Raw genomic sequence first — 21873 nt, 5'->3', positions numbered from 1 at the left:
ATCTAAGTATTCTAAATTTTAAATATTATTATAGTGCTTGTGTGGTAATTTTCACACCTTGAAAATAAGGAATTTGCTAGAGCCATTTCCTCAATATTAAGGAAAGTTTTTTACTTATTATTGACTCGCAGCCACAGGTAACTACTGGCAAGATACGACAAAAAGGCATGAATTCGGGTCAATACCGAACTCATGCCAAGATTCAAGCTATAATCGAACCTACTTAGTAAGCTTTTAGCCTTCTAATAATAAAGAATGTGGATCTTCCAATAAATCTTTCACGGCAACCAGGAAGCTAACAGCCTCTTTTCCGTCCACAATTCGATGATCGTACGATAGAGCAATATACATCATTGGACGGTTTTCCATTCGTTCACTGTCAATCGCGACTGGTCTTGTTTGGATTTTATGCATTCCGAGAATCCCCACTTGCGGGCTATTCAAGATTGGCGTTGACATTAAGGACCCGAACACGCCGCCGTTTGTAATCGTAAATGTTCCGCCTTGCAAATCACTTAAAGTAAGGGCGTTATCACGAGCTTTTTTACCGAGATTACTGATTTCTTGTTCAATTTCAGCAAAGTTTTTCTGGTTCGCATGGCGAACAACTGGTACGACCAATCCCTCTGGTGCTGCTACCGCAATGCCGATATCATAAAACTTCTTGATCATCACTTCATCGCCTTGAATTTCGGCATTTAAAAGAGGGAATTGCTTTAAAGCTGCCACCACGGCTTTTGTAAAGAAGGACATGAACCCAAGACGTACACCATGTTTTTCGAAAAAGGCATCTTTCCGCATACTGCGTAAATCCATAATGGCAGACATATCCACTTCGTTAAAGGTGGTTAACATTGCCGCTGTATGCTGGACTTCTACTAAGCGTTTAGCGATGGTTTGACGCCGGCGGGACAATTTCACGACTTCTACTGGTTTATCAAATTCTTCGTCTATTTGTTGTACGGATGGTTTTGGGCTTGCCTTCTCAAGCTTTGGTTCTTCTTTAACCGCTGCAGTAGGTGTGTAGGCTTTTACATGCTCTGGTCTAATTCTGCCAAGTGGATCACGGCTGCTTACTTGGTTTAAATCGATTCCCAGTTCTCTTGCCAATTTTCTTGCCGCAGGTGAAGCAATCGGACGTGCGGCATTCGAACCTTCTAGGTCAGGCTGGCTGCTTGGTTGACGTAAAGTTTCTTCTGCCGGTTTTTCCGGAGCTTCAGTTGGAACAACTGGAGTGCTTGGAGTGGCACCTGCAGCCGGATTCTCATCGATAATTGCAATGACATCGCCTACTTCGACAATTTCGCCGGTCTCTTTTAATAATTTTGAAACGGTGCCGGAGTATTCGGCATTTAATTCGATATTCACTTTGTCCGTTTCCAGCTCAACAACACTGTCTCCTTTCGTCACTTCATCCCCAATATTAATGAGCCATTGTGAAATGGTTCCTTCTGTAATTGATTCTGCCAGTTCTGGTACTATTATTTCTTTCATCTGATGTATCCTCCTAGGTAAAATGGTAAGTCTCCTATAATACTAGTTTATCAACTATAGTATTTGTTAGTGATGATGGTTAGTGAGTAACTATACACTCTTTCTTGTTTCTGCGTATCTACTAGACTCTATACCGTTCAAGGCCTGGTGGATAATGCGTTCTTGCTCCTTTTTATGCACGAGTGGATCGCCGCCTGCCGTACTTGAACGCTCTTGACGTCCGATGTATCCAACTGTCAGGCTGCCTGAAGCAAGATCAAAGAGAATAGGAGCGATATAGTGCCACGCGCCCATATTTTTCGGTTCTTCCTGTACCCATACGATTTCCTTCAAGTTTGGATAACGCTTTATGATCGCTTCTACCTTTTCCTGAGGAAATGGATACAATTGTTCGATTCGAACGATGTGTATTTCATCTAGTTTTCGCTTTTCTTTCTCTGAGTCGATTTCTACAGCCAAATCAATGGCCATCTTACCTGTTGTTAACACTAAACGCCTTACTCTATCCGTCACTTTCCCCAGCTCAGGCTGTTCCATCACTGTTTGGAAATGCCCTTCGCTTAACGCAGTTCCAGGAGAAGCGACCAACGGCTGACGAAGCAGACTCTTTGGCGTCATAATCACCAAGGGCCGAACAAACTCTGTTCCTAAGATAGAGGCTTGACGGCGTAAAATATGAAAATATTGAGCCGCACTTGTCAGATTCGCAACAGTCCAGTTGTTTTCAGCTGCTAACTGTAAAAAACGTTCCGGACGGGCACTGGAATGCTCCGGACCTTGGCCCTCATATCCGTGAGGCAATAGGAGGACAAGCCCTGATTTTTGACCCCATTTTGCTCTTGCAGATGATACGAATTGATCATAGAGTGGCTGTGCCGTGTTGGCAAAGTCACCGTATTGTGCTTCCCAGATGACAAGTGTTTCAGGCGCAAAGACATTATATCCATATTCAAAACCTACAACAGCTGCTTCTGACAAAGGACTATTATGAACCGCAAACGAAGCTTGTGCTTGCGGAAGCTGGTGCAATGGTGAATAGGTTTCATTTGTTTCCGCGTCGTGGAGGACAATGTGCCGCTGCGCAAACGTTCCCCGCTCAGAATCTTGGCCGGTTAGCCGAATTGGTGTCCCATCTTTTAACATCGACGCAAATGCGAGCACTTCTGCTACCGCCCATTCTACTTTGCCGTCCTCTTCGAGTGCCGTATTACGGCGCTCCAGAATCCGCTTTAATTTTGGATAAACATGAAAACCTTCCGGCCATTTCAACAAATCTTGGTTTAATTCACGAAGGGTATCAAGAGCCACACTTGTTTCCACCGGCGGAATTCCTTTGGCGACCACCCTTGGAACCTCTACTTCTGTAAGGTGTTCACTCTCTTTTTTCTCGGCCATGTTGTCAAACTCAGCCTGCAGCATTTCTTGGACGCTGCGCTGAATATGCTCAACTTCTTCTTGGTTGAGAATGCCTCTATTTTGCAACTGTTTGGAATACACCGCTCTTACGGTTGAATGATTCGCGATTTTTTTGTAAACCTGCGGCTGAGTGACCGCTGCATCGTCCATTTCATTGTGGCCAAATCGACGATATCCAACTAAATCAATCAAAAAGTCCTTTTGGAACTGAGTACGGTATTGATAGGCCAGACGAACTGCAGCCAGACAAGCTTCCGGATCATCCGCATTTACATGTACAATCGGAATCTCAAATCCTTTTGCAAGGTCACTCGAATATCTCGTCGTTCGAGAGTCTTGGCTATCTGTCGTAAAGCCAATCAGGTTGTTGGCGATAATATGAATCGTTCCACCTGTTCGATATCCTCTTAACCCGCTTAAATTCAAGGTCTCCGGTACAATTCCCTGCCCCGGAAAGGCGGCATCGCCATGAACCAATATCGCAAATGCCTTCATAACATCCTGCTTAGGGTAACCGGCTTTCTTTCGTTCTTCTTGGGCAGCTCTTGCAAAACCTTCGACGACCGGATCAACAAATTCAAGATGACTCGGATTATTGGCTAAAGTAATCCGCGCGCGAACGTTCCCGGGGCCTTCCATAAATCGATTGCGTCCTAGATGATATTTCACATCTCCCGTCCAGCCCTCACTAATATCGACTAAATCTTCGGACGGACCCTGCTGCTTAGCAGATGAGTGCTGAAATTCAGAAAACATCTTTCTGTATGGTTTATTTAACACATGCGCAAGGACACTGAGGCGGCCGCGATGAGCCATACCAATCACGACATTACCTGCTCCATCCCCGACACCTTCGTGCACGGCTTCATTCAGCATCGGTACAAGCATGTCAACACCTTCAATGGAAAATCTCTTTTGACCGACAAAGGTTTTATGCAAAAATTGTTCAAATCCTTCAACCTCTGTCAAACTCTGTAACAAGTTCGTTTGTTCTTCTTTAGATAAGGAGCGATGCAAGGAACCTGACTCGACCATTTGCGTTAACCACGCTCGTTCATCCAGATGGTGCACATGGTTAAATTCATAGGCAAGTGTGGAGGTGTAAATATCCTTTAAATGGTTGAAAGCATCCCATGCGTTTTGAATACCTGCCGGCGCCTCCTCCCAAACAAGTTTCGATGGAATCGCTTTCAGATCTTGCTCACTTAGCCCATATTTTTCTGGATTAAACAACTCTTGATTTTGTAGATTCCCCTCTAAAGGGTTCAAATTTGCCGCTACATGCCCGTTTGAGCGAATTTCTTCAAGAAGCTTTACCACTTTTAGTACCTTTTGTATATTTGTAGAATTAGTAGGTTGATCGGATTCATGATTAAAGGTTTCTTCGGTTTGATTTGACTCAAAAGACAAAGGTGAGCCCCATTTAATAAATAGCTCTTTTAATTTTGGTTCAATGGTGTCTTCCCCGTTCGTATACCGCTCATATTGTTCTATTATATAGCCCAGATTTGGACCATTAAATTTCCGCCAAGGATTATGTTCGTTTTTTTGTACTCCCATTCCCGATTCCTCCATTGTTGGTGTTCCTTTATATGATTTGTTTAGGATGATTTAATGAAATCATTTTCATTTACTTATAATTAAGGATAATATAATAATAGAAATAAATAAAATGATAAAAAATTATATTTAATTATAAAAAAAATTTATATCAGATAGCAGGGTGGAAAAATGGATTACCGAGATTGGGAAATACTGAAGATTCTTTATCAACAAAAAAATCTAACCAAGACTGCTCGACTTTTATTTCTAACTCAACCCGCCTTAACGACTCGTTTAAAGCATATGCAGGAAGAACTAGGTGTAAAAATCGTCACCCGTGAAAGCCGGGGTGTGCATTTTACCCCACAAGGTGAATATCTTGTCCATTGTGCGGAGGAGGCCCTTGCTCAATATGAAAAGATAAAAGAAACTGTCCTAAATATGAGTCATAACGAGAGTGATAAAGTGGCAGGTACGTTGAAATTGGGGGTATCTAATTTTTTCGCGAATTATGAACTCCCCTATATTTTAAAACTATTTAAAATGCAATATCCCCATGTGGAATTCAAAGTAACTACCGGCTGGAGCAGAGACGTCACTCAGCTTATCCACAATAAAGATGTTCATATTAGCTTTGTTCGGGGAGACTATGGATGGAGGGGATTATCAAAACATCAATTATTTGAGGAAACCATCTGCATTGCATCCATGGATAAGATTGATAGTAGGGATCTCCCCCGCCTTCCTAGAATCGAATATCGAGGAGATTATTTATTAAAAACTGTCATTGATCATTGGTGGGCTGAAAACTATGCAGAAGCGCCCTTTATCAGTATAGAAGTCGACCAAGTTGATACGTGTAAGGAAATGGTTCTAAATGGTTTAGGCTATGGCATCTTGTCGAGCAGGGTAATTACTGGTATAGAAGACTTACAAAAAATCAACCTCCTTGATCAAGAAGGAAATCCGATATTGCGAAGGACGTGGATGTATTATCATAAGGAGTCTCTTGAATGGAATGTCGTGAAGGCATTTGTACATTTTATTGAGAATTTTGATTGGAAAGACTAAAGTAAAAAATAAAGTGCCGGGCACCCTCCGATAAATTTTGACGCTGCCCGGCACTTGATTTTTTCACTCCGTATCGATACTTCCGGGGTTAACTCTATCTAATAATAATTCCGATGCTGCACTGGCATATAAATACAACCGATGCATCGGTCTAGTCATGGCTACATACAATAATTTGATGTCTAGCTCTTCATCACAATACGATTCTTCCATAGTAAGAATCAGGACAGCATCAAATTCCAATCCTTTTGAAAGGTACGAAGGCAGGATCACCACGCTGCCTTTTTTCATATCTTCTTTTTCTTCTAATAGCTGAATGGGAAGATGGCTATTTTCCAGCATTTTATAGATTCGTAAGCACTCTTTGTCGGTTCTTCCAATAATTGCAATTGAATTAAGCTCTTCCTCTTTTAATAAATGGATATCATCTTCAAGTATTTCTCTTACCTGCTGCAAATTGGCAGGATCAATTTTCGTAAAACGTGGTTTGGCCCCATGTCGGATGACAGGTTCAACCTTTGGCAGGTCTTTATTCATAATCGAAAGAATGTCGTTTGCTAGATGCATAATCTCGACCGTCGTTCGGTAACTCTTTTGTAATGCTTGATAATTAGCATTAGGAAAAATTTCCTTTACTAATGGCTCCCAGCTATGTAACCCTCGATAGGAATGAATCCCTTGGGCCAAATCTCCGACGATTGTAAACAAATCTGTTTCAAAACCTTCTTTTAGTGCGGCAAATTGAAAATAACTGTAATCCTGGGCCTCATCAATAAAAATGCTCTTCATTTTAAATGGTTCTTCGATACCTTCTAATTTCGCCTTCATATAAAATAATGGAGCTAAATCCTCAAGTTCTAGGGCATTTTTAGCAAAAACCTTTTGGCAATAGTGACTTAACTTCTTGCATTCCATCTCTGAAAGTGAACGTGAATACATTTGTAAAAGTTCAGGCGATGTCATCAGTTCCTTATATAAAGTAAAAATATCTTTTTTAACAAAAGAATCCATATAATTTTTTACTGCCACTTTCGACTCTTGTTCCACCGTCTTTATTCTTTGTGCTTTTGAATCCATAAAGCTGATTACTTTTTCCCTTCTTTTATCTGCATCCAGCCTGGTGCTGTACAGGGCCTTATCTAAAGCATCGTCATATTTATTGTTAATTTTAGAAAGTATGATGGATTTTTTTATTCTTAGGTCATTTGCTAATACATTTTTGATTTTATCCAACCTCTTATAGATCGGTAAGTATTGAAATTCTTTTAAAAATAGCCTTTTGAGGTTTTCCCCTCTCAAGAGACGGGATTTTTCAATGATAAAATCCTCGGAAGGGGCCAAATTTACTTCAATTTCTTTCAAATAGCGATCGATGATCCCCTTAAATTCCAGGGAACCTTTAAAACTAGAAACCCATTGGATCCATTTGGTTTTTTCATTCCGATTAATAAAGGCGATTAATTTAGAATTAGGAGATAATAATTTTATTTTCCTGCCTAAACATTTTCTCATAAACTCAATATAGGTCGTTTGATTAATCTTGTTTACCCCTAAATCCGGCAATACCGCGGAAATATAATCGATAAACAATCGATTTGGTGCTAGAATCATTAATTTTTCTGGAGGAAATCGATAACCAGAAGAGTATAGAAAATAAGAAATTCGATGGAGAGCAATGGTTGTTTTTCCACTTCCTGCCGCTCCTTGGACGATAATGGGATGTTTAAGAGAGGCTCTAATCACTTCATTTTGCTCATTTTGAATGGTCGCGACAATTTCGGTTAAGCGATTGTCCGCTTTTCCTGATAAGGATTTCTGGAGTAGTTCATCGTGCGTTGTTAAATCGATATCCCGAATCTCTTTTAATATTCCATTTTCGATTTCATACTGTCGCTTTAGCGATAAATAACCACTTTGCGTTTCCCCATAGGCGTCATAGGTTACATTTCCTAGGCGGCCATCATAATAAACATTGGCAATCGGCGACCGCCAATCGACAATAATGGGGGTCTGATTCACACGGTCAAACAGTGAAGCTTTTCCGATATAGAGAATCTCTTCTTTGCTGTCACCACTGCTTGTGAAATTGATCCTTGAAAAGTACGGTTTGCCGATTACACTTGCTAACCTTTCCAATTCACTTTCGGCCAGTTCTAAATATTGAGCATTTGTGAGGAGGGTCATGTAGCTTAAACTACTATCTGAGGTATCAAGATCAGCAAAGGCTTCTTTCAAATTCTCTACAAACTGTTCTTTATTTCCCTTCGACATTTCCAAAACGCTTTTAATATATTCCTTTGTAAACTCTAACCGCTCGACTTCTGCTTGATAATTTTTATGATCCCGAACTGATTTTTGCTTTTTTTGGCTCATTCTCTAAATGGGTCACCTCTCATCTATGGGAACAGGATGAAAACAAAAAGAAACATCTACCATGCTTTGTAGATGCTTTCATTCATAATGGAGCTATATTTTACCATGGCATAAGTGTTTAAACAAACTATTTGTTAGTAATAAGTGAAAAGTAGTCGATGATCTTTCCCACATCATGTTAATCTTTATAGGAGCTGCCCTGCCATACAAAGCCCATTAGATCTAATTTCACCATTTTTATCCTTTATAATACAATAAAGCAATTAGGAAAATAATCAATCCTATTAAGAAAATAGGACCAAGACTCGTAGTATATACAAAGTAAATTCTAATATGAAGAATGGCATGAATTATAAGAATGATTAGAAGGCAAACAAGCAAAAAAATGGTTAATTGTACGTTTCTATTCCGATTCAAAGGATTTGCTCCCTTCTAAGAGCTTAACAGGAACACTGAATATTTTTTATATAAATATTTTACGGCAGCTCGAATTATTCCTGCCTATACTTGTTCTCATGATACAATAGCTTTAATGAATCGGAGGTAGTGAAATGAAAAAAGTGATTATATTTACTCAAGAAACATGCCCGCCTTGCCATGCGGAAAAACTTTGGTTAAAAGAAAAAGGAATTGAGTTTGAAGAAAGAGACATACGTAAAGACGATCAATATCTCTATGAACTTATTGATCTAGGTGCTGCTGCTACACCTGCAACCATTATCAAAGACGGGGATCATGAGGAAGTTATTCTAGGCTTTGATCAATCGAAATTGGCTGAACTTTTAGGTATATAATGCTTGTTGAAAAGCTTAAAATTTCTTTTTTAATGGTGTTATAAATAGGACTGGCGAACAGTGGATGGCATTGTTCGCCTTACTCAACCGTTTGATAAAACTTCCATTTTTGATATATGTTTAAAATTAAACGCTCTTTCATTTACCGTCATCACCCTTATTCTCTATCAGTGGGCAATGAAACGAAAATACGAATTTAGATGAATTGGAAACAATGGAATTAATCTACTAGAGATTTATCCTGCGAATCCTGATATATTAAGTCATGTCGCTTCTAAACGAATTAAATACTATGAAATGGTGAGTAGTCGCGGTTCCATTATTGGAGCTGAGGAAAGTCCAGGCTCGCACAGTGCTGAGATGCCTGTAGTGTTCGTGCCATCCGTAAGGGTGGGCAGTCGGTTATTATTTCGGCTGACGGCGGTGAAATCAAGCTACGTCCTTGTTGATATGCTGAGAGTAACCTGAAAGTGCCACAGTGACGATGCTTTTCTGGAAACGGAAAAGGTGGAACGGGTAAACCCCTCGAGCGAGCAACCCAAATTTAGGTAGGGGCATCATCCTGCGGGAATATGAACTTAACGGATGAATTGACAATAAGTCGATAGTTATATGACTACTACTTCCTGTACAAGGCTTGCTGCCGTTTGTAGTACGGAGGAAGTACAAAACCTGGCTTACAGCCCTTTCATGAGCTGATTTAATCGTTTAAGAGCAATGATTGCGGGAGTTTTATTGATTCTCGTGTGCTCCCCCTTCAATACATAATCTTCATGGCAAAGCAAAAATACAGAATTATAACCGATTATGAAAGTCGTCTTGACCGTTAGATAAAAGATTTGCAAGGATTGCAGAGTTTTCCTGATCCGCATCATATTGCAAAACATCGTCATATTCAAAAATCTGGAACGAATCACGAAAGTTTTCACTCATGTACTTTACAAAAGCTTCCATGTTGTCTTCCCCATTCTGGCGAAACTCCATCATGATTGAACGAAATTGATGCGGCGGAATCTCACATTTAATATGAAAGGATTTTGAAAATCCGAAGTCGTTTAAGCTGTAGAGATTGTATGTATATGCCATTGGAAACACCCCTCTGCTTATTTATGTTTATTTTAACCAATGTTGTGATACTTAATGAGAATTTTATCGAGCAATAAGATACCCTAAAAAAATAAAAAGTCACATCCGATTATTGGATGTGACCGCAAGATTGTTGTAAAAATAGATCAGACACCATCCAAAAATATGGATGATGTCTGATCTATTTTTTATTTTGTCCTATGTAATAGCCCACACAATTTCACTAGTTATGGCTGCTGCGTTCCCGCCCTGACCCGTTCCTAGTGTCCTTGTTGGACTATGACTCCGCAGGTAGGACTCGAACCTACGACCGATCGGTTAACAGCCGATAGCTCTACCACTGAGCTACTGCGGAATAATGGTGCCTGCTTGAGGATTTGGACCCCATTGAGGGCAAATTGCCTGCATTTAATTACACGGCTAATGTATCGTATTAAAGATGGTTATTTAGTGGAAATGACGGGAGTTGAACCCGTGTGCAAAGATATTGGCACTTATACATCTACGAGTGTAGTCAGTAGAATTCATTTCACACACTTCTTTAGCCTACTGACAGGCATTGAAGCAGCTAGTCTGATTATTCTCTTCCGGCATCCTCAGACGGTGGATTTCGGCGTAGTCCACTTAAGATGAGTCCCTTACCTTACCACATGGACGATGGAAGGAGGAACCGCTATCGTCTGTTATTATGCAGCGAAAGCGAAGTTATTGTCTTGTTTGCCAGTTATTAGGCTTTATCGTTTTAACGAGGACGAATCCCTCGACTCGCCATATAAGCTCAAACTATCCCTGTCGATACCAAGACATTCCCATAATATAATGGCAGAGAAGGAGGGATTTGAACCCTCGCGTCGGTTACCCGGCCTACACCCTTAGCAGGGGCGCCTCTTCAGCCACTTGAGTACTTCTCTGTAATAAAAAACTTACACGTAAATTCGTTATGAACTTACAAGAAAAATATATCATGTTTTCTAAATGGAAGATAGCTGTAAAATTTGGTAGTCCAAAAGTCCTAATTAATATATAAACTTTGTGTTATCTTATATTGACCTGTTTGTTTAAATATTAATAGGAACGGTTCTCATGAGCGGGAACTTTACCATTAAATCCATGAGAACCATCCCTGTAAACATTCTATTTCAGTATCGAAGGAGAATCGATGCTAACGATACCGTTCTTCTTTAAATGGATTTGCTGTCATCGAATAGCCAAACTCTTCCCAAAAACCGGCTTCGTCTTCTTTCAAAAACTCAATCCCTGACACCCATTTCGAGCCCTTCCATAGATAAAATACTTCAGGTGGAATAAACCTTAGCGGATAACCATGTTTTGGATCAATATCCTGCCACTCATGATGTTTATCCTTCCAACGGTATACAAACAAAGAATCGTCCCCTAATAAAGGCTCGAGCGGCAGGTTGGCAGAATAACCAAATCTATCTCCATTATAGTAACCATAAATTTTTATGTATTTTACATCTTTATCGATTTCAACAAACTTTAATAACTCTTTTAGTGCAATTCCTTCAAAAGTTGTATCAAATTTAGACCAGGTGGTCACACAATGCATGTTAACAGTTGAAATAGTCTTCGGAAGCTCCATGAATTCTTTATACGATAAGACCTTTTCTTCTTTTACTTCACCAAAAAGCCTGAAACTCCAAAAGGTTTTATTAAACACTGGGATATCCCCTTTGTGCAGTATGGGCCATTTTTCAGTTTCAAATTGTCCAGGCGGCAGCTGTCTTTCCATCATACACCATCCTTTTTCCTCTTAATCATTTTTTAAGTAAAGTGATTCGTACATATGCTCTATCGTATCATAATAAAATAACCGCCAGTAGGCGGTTATATATTTAAACTACTTAGACGCAGTCGCTAAAGTTGCTTCAGGTGTTGTTACCTTGTCATAAAAATCCACGAAATTGTCTCGTTCGTCGGTATTACGATACGCCATTGCAACACGTGGATGTTCATTCAGCACTCCAGAGATCATGTAAGGAATGATATAGCCCCACTCCCACTTATTTCTCATTTCTACCATGTGCTTTTCAATGATGCCAAGTACTGGCCTTAGTTCATAGCTTGTTTTTTGGATATAGCTAACGAGAAGTTCTGTGTTACAGTTACCTGCTGCACGTCCCATGCCATAGACAGATGAATCTAAGAAGGTTACTCCATTTTGATATGCAGTCAAGGTATTGGCGAATGCTAATTGCATATTATTATGTGTATGAATTCCGAGCTGTTTGTTAGGGAGCAGTGATTGGAATTTTTTCACTTGATGCGCTATTCCCGCAGGATCCAAGCTTCCAAAGGAGTCCACGATATACACAACATCTACAGGGCTTTCTTTCACCATTTCCATTGCTTCAATCAGCTGATGTTCAGGCACACTGGATAAAGCCATGATGTTAAGTGTGGTCTCATATCCCAAATCATGAAACATTTTTACAAGCTCTAAGCCTTTATCCACTTCACGGACATAGCATGCCACCCGGATCATATCCAAAACACTTTGCTCACGGGGCAGGATATCATTTGGATCCACACGGCCAATATCTACTAAAGCAGATAGCTTCGTAAACTTTTTCTCAGGAATGACCTCCTTTAGGAATTGATCATCAAGAAATCTCCATGGATTAGGCTCAGTCGCGTTAAGAAGCTTAGCGGAATTTTTGTAGCCAATTTCCATATATTCCACACCGGCTTCACTTAGTCCGTTATATAGGTCCTGAACAAATTCGACACTGAAATCCCAATTGTTTACTAACCCTCCATCTCGGATCGTACAGTCTAATATTTTGCTGTTATGTACCATAATTGCCACTCCCCCTGTTTTATGCTATTCGTCATATTATTTGTTATTATGAAGGACTATATCAGAAAGTGTCAAACTTTTTTTAAAATTGGAGAAATTTTTCACACTAGGTCATTTGATCATAAAAAAGACTTCCTCTATTAAGGAAGCTGTTAATATTTGACTTAAACACTTCATTTACTTTGGTTGATTAACAAGTGCTTTACGGTCAGTTGATAACGGTGGTTCTTCTAACCAAGCGTGGTTAATCATTATGTTTGCCCCATCTTCTGCAAACAAAGCAATTTCCGCCGCAAGCCGTACATATGTAGCATTCAAATCCATTCTTTGGCAAGTTCCAGCGGCGGCACCGTAATTTCCTATCCCAAGGGCAATCAAATAAGTTGTATGAAACATCATCAATTTTTCTGAAAAGGGTGCAACCGTACTATCGGTAACAAGTGAATCCCAACCCATAGGTACAGGAATATCTTCATTATTCAATATTGAACTGAATTTTTTTATATGCTTATTAGCAATTCCTTTCCCTTCCAAAAAGAATTGTTTTACATCTTCATTTTTAGACACTTGTGCAAAGGCCATCATCATTGCTTTCCCTAAAGCGTTCGATTGGATCCCTATAAAAAGATGTGTTATTTCTATTGCCGTTAACGGTCGTTTATGTCCTATAAAATCCAATAAAAAACTTTGTTTTTCTATAAAATCAACCTTGCTTGGCATTGGTATTTGCGGTGGTCGGATATATAAACCTTTTGATAATAATACTTTTCTTGCCTTATCGTGTAAATCAGATACAGATACAAGTAAATTTCTAAAAAAATCACTAACATCTGAACGTGCCGAAACTCCAATTACCATACTTATACTTGCCATTGCAATTGTCTCTAATTTTTGTATATACATCAGGATAAAAACGTCTGAAAACAATCTAGGTGCATGCGGATTTACATCTTTATCAGTAAAACCAAAAGGTATCGGATAATTTTCTTTAGTAAAAATCTCCGTCATAATTTTAATGTCATTTTGTGCTATGCTCAAGGAATTTTCGATAAGTAGAAGGATTTCTTTATCTTCACAAGTATTTTTAAAATATTTCATCACACAAATTGCTAAGGTATCGTTTAAATACTGTGCCCAAAGAGAACCTATTTCCGAAGCTGTTAAACGGATATGATTAGGTTCGGACCTTCCCTTTTTATCTTCAATCATTTTGTCCCCTCCTCTTATCATTTTTTAATTAATAAACCAACAATTACCGCGTGTAATACGACCATTAACTTTTATGCCTCAAAAAACAATAATTTTACCATTTGTCCTATCAAGAATAATGTTCCCCCTGATAGAAAAAATATTTCTAATGAGAGTAACATCCAATTGCCTCAGAATGGTAGTCCACCGTCTTCGTCATTTCCAAGAATTTAGCTAAACCCTATCTCCTCACGGCTTGAATTTCCCCTTTTCCTTCCTAAGTTTAAATAAGCTTTTTATGGGAAAACAACCTGTATATCATATGAATAGGAGGAATATCAAATGGATCATAATGTACAAAAAACAGGGGCAAGCCAAGCACCAGGGGAAGCTCGATTAGAATTGGCAGCTACAGCAATGGCCAGCAATAAGAAACTTCATGCTAGTGGAAGTGATCGAGATATGGGGTCTACTAGTACAGTAGATATGGAAACAGCTCAAAAGATTATTGATAAATGGCCTGACACTTCTAAAATGGCAGCCAAAAATACCCTCGACTTTAACGGACCACCGAATGAAGCAACTGCCAGCCAGTTAATTTGGTATCATAACGGTCCATGGAAACGAACCATTGCCCATCGTGACGAAGTACCTCATGATTTTCCTGAGCCGCATACCGATGTGCTCGAACAGTTTATCGATTACCATGTACCCGCTGATAAAGTAGGGTTAGTTGCACGTTTGGAAGGCAGCATTGTGATTGATCGAACTAAAGGCGAAGTTTCTGTACATTGCGATAACGAGGGTGCGAATACACTATCTTTAAATATGATGCATGAAATCGTTACTGGCAAACGGACACCAGAAGAAGCTAGAGAGTTTATTGCAAAGGAAATTGTTGAGTACTTATTGAACCGTCCTGCTCCATATGCCGAGCAGTTCCAATTTGAATTACCTAAAGGTGAACAGTGGGATACGGATGAAACGATTGTTGAAGATGCAGCACTAGACAAAGCGGTTACTAAAATGAAAGAAAAACTAGGATTAGCGTAAAATTAACAGTCGTGTAGGTTGTTCCAACAAGAAGTGCCCACTATTAATAGAGGGCACTATTTCAAAGGTAACATTCTATACCCCAACCGTCTGTCCGTAATTTCCTTTTTCAATGGACTTTCTCGTTTGGAAAATCTGTAACCATTGATATTTTGTAAAGAGAGGATTTACATAAATGATTATCATGGAACAAGAACAAAGCTACTTTATGTCCACTCAAAATGACCACGCCAAAATGGCAGGCCAAATCGCCCGACATTGTAAAGAGGATTATTTTTTTGACCATCAACAAACGCAGGAAGTGCTATTGGCAATCGAAGAACATGACCGGGGCTGGATTGAACTGGATATGTCTCCAGTTTGGAATGATCAAACGGATAAGCCCTACTCTTTTATCGACTACCCGACCGAATTGAAAATAGCTTTTTATAAAAAGGGATTGGATGAGGTTGAAAAAATGAGTAAGTACGCAGGGCTGTTGTGCAGTTTGCACTACTCCTCCTTCATTCAGGATGCGGACGAGCCAGCCGTAAAGGAATTTTGGAATGGAGAAAAGCAAAGACAGGAACAGCTTTTAAAAGTTTTGCAAATAGCGGGAAACGAGAAAAAAAATGAAACCTTAATGTATCACTTAGATCTTTTAAAATTTTGTGATTATCTTTCCCTGTTTATTTGCTTGAGTGAACCTGGAGATAATAAAAGGGTGCACCCCTTCTTTCGCAATGGATTTCCTCAATTATTTTCTTTTGTTACGGACAAACCCATCGTGGCTCATTGGGAAAATCAAGAAACGGTTGCCCTTTCGTTCTCCCCGCTGAAGAGTGAATTTGAAGCAAGACTGCCGTATAGGACTGTGTTGAAAAGTCAAATTGAAGAGCATGGCATTTTACAGGCATACAAGGAAACTCCTAATTCGATAAGAAAGGTAATATTAAAATAGACAAAACATATACACGAATCGTTCTTATTTGATTTTAAAGCACATCGCTTATTCGAAATGAAACACCAATAAAACACCTTTTTAGGCTGCCGTCATTCCAAAGTCTTTTGGAATGAGGCAGCCTTACTTTTGGTTAGTTCTTTCCTAAAAAGAAGTTAGTTTATCCTATCCTGCATACCCGAGATAAGTAATGGCTTTTTTTATGATAGAATAAGAATATTCAATTTATTAAAATACACTTTATTAAGGATGATCAATCTTGAAAAAACGAATTGTTTTATCTTGGAGTGGTGGAAAAGATTGTTGCATGGCACTAGACTCCCTTGTTCAACAAGGATATGAAATTGCATGTTTAGTTACGACTGTACCAAAAGAAATCGGTCGAACATTTGGTCATGGAGAGCGTACTGAAATGATTTCATTACAAGGAGAATCACTTTCCATACCTGTTTATTTTATAGAATGTACCTACGAAAATTATACAGATCAATTTATCAAAACAGTCCTATCCTTGAAAAATCAATATAAAATTATGGGAATTGCTTTTGGAGATCTTTATTTGGATGAGCATCGGGACTGGGGCGAAAAAGTTGCTGCCGTTGCGGGAGTTGATGCCTTGTACCCCCTTTGGATGAAAAAGGAAGATGCCCTACAATCGCTGGAAAACTTTGTTCAATCTGGCTATGAAGCAGTTGTTGTGCGTGTGCGCGAAGATTTATTAGATGAAACGTGGCTTGGCAGAAGTATTGATGAATCGTTCTTACAAGATGTTCAACAGGTTACGATATGTCCAATGGGAGAATCTGGTGAATTTCATACCTTTGTATTTGATGGCCCTTTATTTACAAAAAGGATTGATTTGAAAAAGGGAGAATTAATCCAGCTTGAAACGACAAAGAAGCTGGAATTTAAGAGTTATTGCCTATTAGATAAGAATTGAGAAAATCATATTTCAGCTAACATAGTAAAACACTTGGATGTACTCCAAGCATTTTACTATGTTAGCTGATTTAATAAGGTTTATTAAAGAATATCTCTTTTCGGAGTGCTTTTAACCAGCTTAATTTCTCCATTTTTAGGGATTAATTCACTGATATTTTCGTAGTTTTCTACCTTATCTGAACGGTTCTGGTTCTCTATTATATATTCCTTAAAGGAGCAGCAAAAAAGTTGACGAGCCACTCTTCCTTTATCACCGATGAGATTGAACCAGCCTTGTCCAACATAAAAAGAGTTCATTAGAAGGTTATCAATAATATGAGCTATACGTTCTTTTTCTTCCTCAGAATTAAATTTTGTTTTAGAAGAAAGGGCCAAGATAAAATAGTTTTTGAACCTATCTAATTCTAATAATTGCAAATGGTAGTTCTTTCGATGCTTTTGATTAAAATCCTTCAGGACTGTTTTGATGCTTTTTTCAATATCAATTTCAAATTTAATTGCATCCTTCCAGGTCGAGATCCGGGAATCAAAAATGGACAGTGTCAGGATATAATTGGCAGCATAATTTTTCGGATCAAATACTTCTTTCTCAACCTTTTCATCTTCCGGTATCACAATAAAGTTTTTATAGTCAGCAAAGAAATTTTCAATCATACGTATACCTTCCTTCGTACCTTGATAGAATGGTTTACTAAATTGGCTTTTATCTTTTTCTACCTAAGCTAAACAACTGTTGAAAAACATGTCCAGGGATAATTACGTTTTTATATCGCTGTTCTTCTCCTAATTTGACAAAATCTTTTCGAGGAGCTAGAGAATCTTAGTTTAATCATATTTATTCTTCGATTAAAGCCAAAAATCCTGCCTTTCCCCCAATAATTCCACATTTTTCACTTTTTTAATGAAATAGTCCCATTATTGAATTCATTATTTGTCGGATCAGGTCTTTTGGAGGAGTTAGCGAGAATAGCTTTTAAAAAAGAGCCTTTCACCTATTTTAAGTTTAAAATGGGCGAAAGGCTCTTTTTTGTAAAAAGGAGTAATTAATTTGATTATTCTGGACTCTGCGGGCAGTAACAGGCACTATTTTATTTTTGAATTAATTCAAAAAAGGAACATATCGTTAAGATGCCTTTATCAAAGTTTTCCAAGTTAAAATGTTCATTAGGTGCATGAAGATTTTCATCGGGTAAACCGAATCCCATTAAGACCACGGGAGCATTTAGGGCTTGGCTGAAGTCCGATACGATTGGAATGGAGCCGCCTTCTCGCTTGTACACTGGTGATTTCCCATAGACGTTTTGATACGCTTCGGCCGCTTTTTGGATCATCGGACTATCGATTGGAGTTAAAAATGGATTCCCCGTATCGCCAAGAGACACTTTTACCGTACATCCTGTTGGTGCCTGTTCTTCCAGATGCCTTTTAATCACTTCCTGAATCTTTTCAGGGTTTTGATTGTGGACTAAACGGCAGGTGATTTTGGCATGAGCCTCATTCGGAATGACCGTTTTAGTCCCTTCCCCCTGAAATCCGCCCCATAAGCCGTTGATTTCCAAGGTTGGCCTTGAACTAATTCTCTCTGGGTAAGGATAATTGTTTTCTCCTCCCGTAAAATCCGTTAACCCTAACGATTTTTTTAATTTTTCTTCATCGAAGCCTAATGCTTTAATTTGTTCCTTTTCAAATGCGGTCAGTTCCACGACATCATCATAAAAATGATCCACCTTTACTTTACCGTTTGAATCATGAAGGCTAGAAAGCAACTGGACCAATAAATGGTTAGCGTTCTGGACTCCCCCGCCAAACATGCCCGAGTGCAAATCAGAATTCGCCGTTTTAAGGGAAACTTCCAGCGCACAGAGACCTCTTAAAGAATAAGTGATGGCTGGGACTCCCCGATCCCACATATCAGAATCGGAAATAACTACCACGTCACAGGCTAATTTTTGTTTATTTTCGGATAAAAACTGTGGAAGATGAGGACTTCCGATTTCTTCTTCTCCTTCGATGCAAAATTTAACGTTGACCGGTAACTTCCCATCGGATTCCAACAAGGCTTCCACTGCTTTGATATGTAAAAACATCTGCCCTTTGTCGTCTGTTGCCCCTCTTGCAAAAATCTTTTCATCCCGGATGGTTGGTTCAAACGGAGGGGTTTCCCATAAATCTACAGGGTCAACGGGCTGGACGTCATAATGACCGTATACTAAGACCGTAGGCGCATTTTCTTGATGAATATAGTCCGCATAAATGATGGGATGACCTTTTGTCTGGATGATTTCCACATGTTCCATTCCAATGCGTTCTAATTTATTAGCAATCCATGTAGCTGCTTTCTGGATGTCCTCTTTATGCTCAGATAAGGAACTTATGCTCGGAATACGGAGCAATTCTTTTAATTCCTCGACATTTTGATTATGATGATTGGATAATAACTCAGATAATTGATTCATGTTCTCACCTTTTCTGTTTTAGTTTCTATTCTATTATATACAAATTTGATGGATTTTTTTCTGATTTCCTTATATTAAAAAACTTGAATCAACATTTAATAGAATCTTTTCCTTGTTAAGCCTTGTTATCCTTTTTTCTATTAAATATTTGCTCAATTGTGAATTCATTTCCTGCCACATAGGCAAACAAATACCCACTACCAAACATTAGGCAGTGGGTTCATTTAAAACTATTTATGAGATTCTACTTTTTTAGTCGCTATTTGGATGGTACCATCCTTTAAAAACTGTTCTATTTGTTCTTGGTTGTAACCTAGCTTGCCTAATACCTCTTTCGTATTCTCGCCCAGTTTTGGCGGAGCTTGGTGAATGGAAACAGGTGAATGGCTGAGTTCAAACGGCAGTCTTGGCAGTTTGAAGTTTTGAATGGTTGAATGAGTCACGTCAGTCCACATTCCTAAAGCTTCTGTCTGCTCATCCTGGACAACTTCTGATATTTTCTTCATCTTTGAGCTTGGCACTCCCGCATCTGCTAATAGCAGTACCCACTCGTCCGCCGTCTTTCCCTGAAGAATGTTTTCAATTGCTACTCGTAAAGTTTCTCGATGTTCGACTCGCTCTGGGTTATTTTTGTAGCGCGGGTCCTCTGCCCATTCTTCCTTGCCGAGTACCTTACATAATTTCTTGAATAATGAATTATTCGAGATCCCAATAATCACTGGTGCATCATTCGCCTGAAAAGCCCCATATGGTGCAAAGGCAGTATGACCGGCGCCATTTTTCTTCGGCTCATTACCTGTTGCAAGCCATGATAACATATGATAGCCAACCCAGAAGACGCCTGTTTCAAACAGGGAAGTGGTCACTAATTGACCCTCTCCCGTCTTTTGCTTATGGAATAATGCGGAAATAACTCCAATTGCTCCCCACATCGCACTTCCTTGATCTAAGACCGATACAGGAACACGGGCAATCTCCGCCCCTTCTGCACCATTAATCCCCATTATCCCGGAATCTGCCTGAGCAATGGCATCATAGCCGGGACGACCACAAAGCGGACCATCTTGGCCATAAGCAGATAAGGAACAATATACTAAAGAAGGATTAAGTTGTTTTAAGCGCTCATATCCAAGTCCCATTTTTTCTGCTTTTTGAAAGCGGAAATTTTCTACGAATACATCTGCCGTCCTGACAAGGTCATAGACAATCTGTCGTCCGCTTTCCTTTTTTAAATCGATAACAATTGACTGTTTATTCCTGTTAATTTGTAGAAAATAGACCCCTTCGCCTTCCCAAAAAGGACCCATCCCTCTAGAATCATCACCAATTTCGGGTCTTTCAATTTTAATGATCTCCGCACCTAAATCTGCTAAAATCATCGTTAAACTTGGTCCTGAAATATTTGTCGTTACATCCACTACTCGAATGCCGCTCAATGGTCCTGGCATGTTGGCTCCTCCTTTTCCAATAGAGGACTTGTTTTTATGAAGATCCTCAAGATAGTACTATTAAAATGAACGCGGCAGGCCAAGGACGTGCTGTCCTACATAGCTTACAACCAGGTTGTTCGTAATTGGTGCGACAATAAATAATCGTGCTTCCCTAAATTTTCGTTCGATATTGTATTCTGTCGCAAAGCCATATCCACCATAGGTGTCCATCGCTGCATTGGCTGCACGCCAGGTTGCCTCGGAGGCAAGATATTTTGCCATGTTCGCCTCTGCTCCGCAATCCATTCCGGCATCAAACATCTCTGCTGCCTTATCTCTCATCAATTTTGCCGCTTGAATATCCATGTAGCCTCTGGAAATTGGGAATTGTACCCCTTGGTTTTGCCCGATTGATCGGCCAAATACTACCCGTTCATTTGCGTATTGTACTGATTTATCAACAAAGTACATGCCGTCCCCAATGGATTCAGAGGCGATAAGAATTCGTTCTGCATTCATTCCGCCTAAGACATAACGAAAGCCCTTTCCTTCTTCCCCAATCAAATTTTCCGCCGGAATTTCGGCTCCTTCAAAAAATACTTCTGTTGTCGCATGGTTAATCATGGTATCGATTGGTCGAATATCGATTTTATCGGCTTGATCCTTCATGTCTAAAATAAACAGGCTCAACCCGTCAGTTTTTTTCGCCACTTGGTCTTTGGGTGTTGTTCTCGCCAATAACATCATTAAATCGGAATGCTCCGCTCTGGATGTCCAAATCTTTTGGCCATGCACCACATATTTGTCGCCTATTCTTTCAGCATATGTTTGAATGCTAGTGGTGTCACTTCCCGCCGTAGGTTCGGTTATACCAAAGGCTTGCAGGCGAAGCTCGCCACTGGCAATGTTTGGAAGAAAACGTTGTTTTTGGTCTTCATTCCCATAGCGAAGAAGAGCTCCCATCGTATACATTTGGGCGTGGCAGGCACCTGCATTGCCGCCTGAACGATTTATCTCTTCTAAAATGATACAGGCTTCCTTCATGCCCAGTCCTGCGCCGCCGTATTCTTCCGGAATCAAGACAGACAGCCATCCCTCTTCGGTTAGAGCTTGCACAAAGGCGGTAGGATAGGCGCTCTTTTCATCTAATTCCCTCCAGTATTCTTCAGGAAAGCGTTCACATAATGTTCGAACGCTTTTCCGGATCATTTCGTGTTCCGTGTTTTCCATCATTTTTGTATTTGCCATGTTTATTTACCTCCAAATT

At 39.5% G+C, this 21873-nt stretch carries 16 protein-coding genes, 2 tRNA genes and 3 other RNA genes; 6 read left to right on the top strand and 15 right to left on the bottom strand.

Annotation, left to right across the window (positions count from 1 at the left end):
* Nucleotides 1-234 precede the first annotated feature (234 nt).
* Both odhB and AC3ANL_RS11795 read right to left on the bottom strand, forming a co-directional pair.
* Nucleotides 235-1494 (bottom strand): 2-oxoglutarate dehydrogenase complex dihydrolipoyllysine-residue succinyltransferase, encoded by a 1260-nt coding sequence (gene odhB / locus AC3ANL_RS11800; RefSeq protein ID WP_488329393.1) that lies wholly within the window; start codon nt 1492-1494, stop codon nt 235-237.
* Between the two features lie 90 nt (nt 1495-1584).
* On the bottom strand, nt 1585-4470 hold the full coding sequence (locus AC3ANL_RS11795) for a 2-oxoglutarate dehydrogenase E1 component (RefSeq protein ID WP_488329392.1): 2886 nt from the start codon (nt 4468-4470) through the stop codon (nt 1585-1587).
* Between the two features lie 171 nt (nt 4471-4641).
* Between AC3ANL_RS11795 and AC3ANL_RS11790 the strand changes: the two genes are divergently transcribed.
* On the top strand, nt 4642-5523 hold the full coding sequence (locus AC3ANL_RS11790) for a LysR family transcriptional regulator (protein ID WP_488329391.1): 882 nt from the start codon (nt 4642-4644) through the stop codon (nt 5521-5523).
* A 63-nt stretch (nt 5524-5586) separates the two neighbouring features.
* Here AC3ANL_RS11790 and helD read toward each other — a convergent pair whose 3' ends face one another.
* A complete protein-coding gene (gene helD, locus AC3ANL_RS11785; RefSeq protein ID WP_488329390.1) occupies nt 5587-7896 on the bottom strand; it encodes an RNA polymerase recycling motor HelD in 2310 nt (769 codons plus the stop codon).
* Nucleotides 7897-8447: 551 nt separating this feature from the next.
* Here helD and AC3ANL_RS11780 point away from each other — a divergent pair.
* Nucleotides 8448-8690 (top strand): glutaredoxin family protein, encoded by a 243-nt coding sequence (locus AC3ANL_RS11780; RefSeq protein ID WP_488329389.1) that lies wholly within the window; start codon nt 8448-8450, stop codon nt 8688-8690.
* Between the two features lie 296 nt (nt 8691-8986).
* Nucleotides 8987-9375, top strand: an RNA gene (gene rnpB / locus AC3ANL_RS11775) — RNase P RNA component class B.
* A 110-nt stretch (nt 9376-9485) separates the two neighbouring features.
* Here the strand turns inward: rnpB and AC3ANL_RS11770 are convergent.
* The 8 genes from AC3ANL_RS11770 to AC3ANL_RS11735 form a co-directional block, all read right to left on the bottom strand.
* Nucleotides 9486-9776, bottom strand: coding sequence for a hypothetical protein (locus AC3ANL_RS11770; RefSeq protein WP_488329388.1), 291 nt, complete (start codon nt 9774-9776; stop codon nt 9486-9488).
* A gap of 199 nt (nt 9777-9975) precedes the next feature.
* Nucleotides 9976-10060: signal recognition particle sRNA small type (gene ffs, locus AC3ANL_RS11765), an RNA gene on the bottom strand.
* A tRNA-Asn gene (locus tag AC3ANL_RS11760) sits at nt 10060-10131 on the bottom strand. The genes ffs and AC3ANL_RS11760 overlap by 1 nt, the downstream gene beginning before the upstream one ends.
* A gap of 93 nt (nt 10132-10224) precedes the next feature.
* Nucleotides 10225-10587, bottom strand: a transfer-messenger RNA (tmRNA) gene (gene ssrA, locus AC3ANL_RS11755).
* A 9-nt stretch (nt 10588-10596) separates the two neighbouring features.
* A tRNA-Ser gene (locus AC3ANL_RS11750) sits at nt 10597-10687 on the bottom strand.
* Nucleotides 10688-10938: 251 nt separating this feature from the next.
* Entirely contained in the window at nt 10939-11529 is a 591-nt protein-coding gene (locus AC3ANL_RS11745) for a molybdopterin-dependent oxidoreductase (protein ID WP_488329711.1), read from the bottom strand.
* 108 nt (nt 11530-11637) lie between these two features.
* Nucleotides 11638-12597, bottom strand: coding sequence for an aldolase catalytic domain-containing protein (locus AC3ANL_RS11740; RefSeq protein WP_488329387.1), 960 nt, complete (start codon nt 12595-12597; stop codon nt 11638-11640).
* Between the two features lie 177 nt (nt 12598-12774).
* Nucleotides 12775-13806 (bottom strand): DUF3231 family protein, encoded by a 1032-nt coding sequence (locus tag AC3ANL_RS11735; RefSeq protein WP_488329386.1) that lies wholly within the window; start codon nt 13804-13806, stop codon nt 12775-12777.
* A gap of 321 nt (nt 13807-14127) precedes the next feature.
* On the opposite strand from AC3ANL_RS11735, the gene AC3ANL_RS11730 reads away from it, so the two are divergent.
* From AC3ANL_RS11730 to AC3ANL_RS11720, 3 genes are all read left to right on the top strand, one after another.
* The gene (locus AC3ANL_RS11730; protein ID WP_488329385.1) at nt 14128-14838 is read left to right on the top strand and encodes a hypothetical protein; all 711 of its coding nucleotides are present in this window, start codon (nt 14128-14130) and stop codon (nt 14836-14838) included.
* A 175-nt stretch (nt 14839-15013) separates the two neighbouring features.
* Complete coding sequence (locus AC3ANL_RS11725) at nt 15014-15778, top strand: DUF3891 family protein (RefSeq protein WP_488329384.1); 765 nt, start codon at nt 15014-15016, stop codon at nt 15776-15778.
* Between the two features lie 259 nt (nt 15779-16037).
* Nucleotides 16038-16718, top strand: coding sequence for a Dph6-related ATP pyrophosphatase (locus AC3ANL_RS11720; RefSeq protein ID WP_488329383.1), 681 nt, complete (start codon nt 16038-16040; stop codon nt 16716-16718).
* Nucleotides 16719-16801: 83 nt separating this feature from the next.
* Here the strand turns inward: AC3ANL_RS11720 and AC3ANL_RS11715 are convergent, their stop codons facing one another.
* The 4 genes from AC3ANL_RS11715 to AC3ANL_RS11700 all read right to left on the bottom strand — a co-directional run bounded on the left by AC3ANL_RS11715 (nt 16802) and on the right by AC3ANL_RS11700 (nt 21854).
* On the bottom strand, nt 16802-17374 hold the full coding sequence (locus AC3ANL_RS11715; RefSeq protein WP_488329382.1) for a hypothetical protein: 573 nt from the start codon (nt 17372-17374) through the stop codon (nt 16802-16804).
* A 434-nt stretch (nt 17375-17808) separates the two neighbouring features.
* Complete coding sequence (locus AC3ANL_RS11710) at nt 17809-19176, bottom strand: dipeptidase (RefSeq protein ID WP_488329381.1); 1368 nt, start codon at nt 19174-19176, stop codon at nt 17809-17811.
* A 230-nt stretch (nt 19177-19406) separates the two neighbouring features.
* Nucleotides 19407-20624: a CaiB/BaiF CoA transferase family protein gene (locus AC3ANL_RS11705; RefSeq protein ID WP_488329380.1), complete on the bottom strand. Its 1218-nt coding sequence runs from the start codon at nt 20622-20624 to the stop codon at nt 19407-19409.
* Nucleotides 20625-20684: 60 nt separating this feature from the next.
* Nucleotides 20685-21854: an acyl-CoA dehydrogenase family protein gene (locus AC3ANL_RS11700; RefSeq protein WP_488329379.1), complete on the bottom strand. Its 1170-nt coding sequence runs from the start codon at nt 21852-21854 to the stop codon at nt 20685-20687.
* Nucleotides 21855-21873: the final 19 nt, after the last annotated feature.

It is taken from the genome of Neobacillus sp. DHD-1R (genome assembly GCF_057747995.1).
This window is presented reverse-complemented; position numbering and strand designations above follow the sequence as displayed.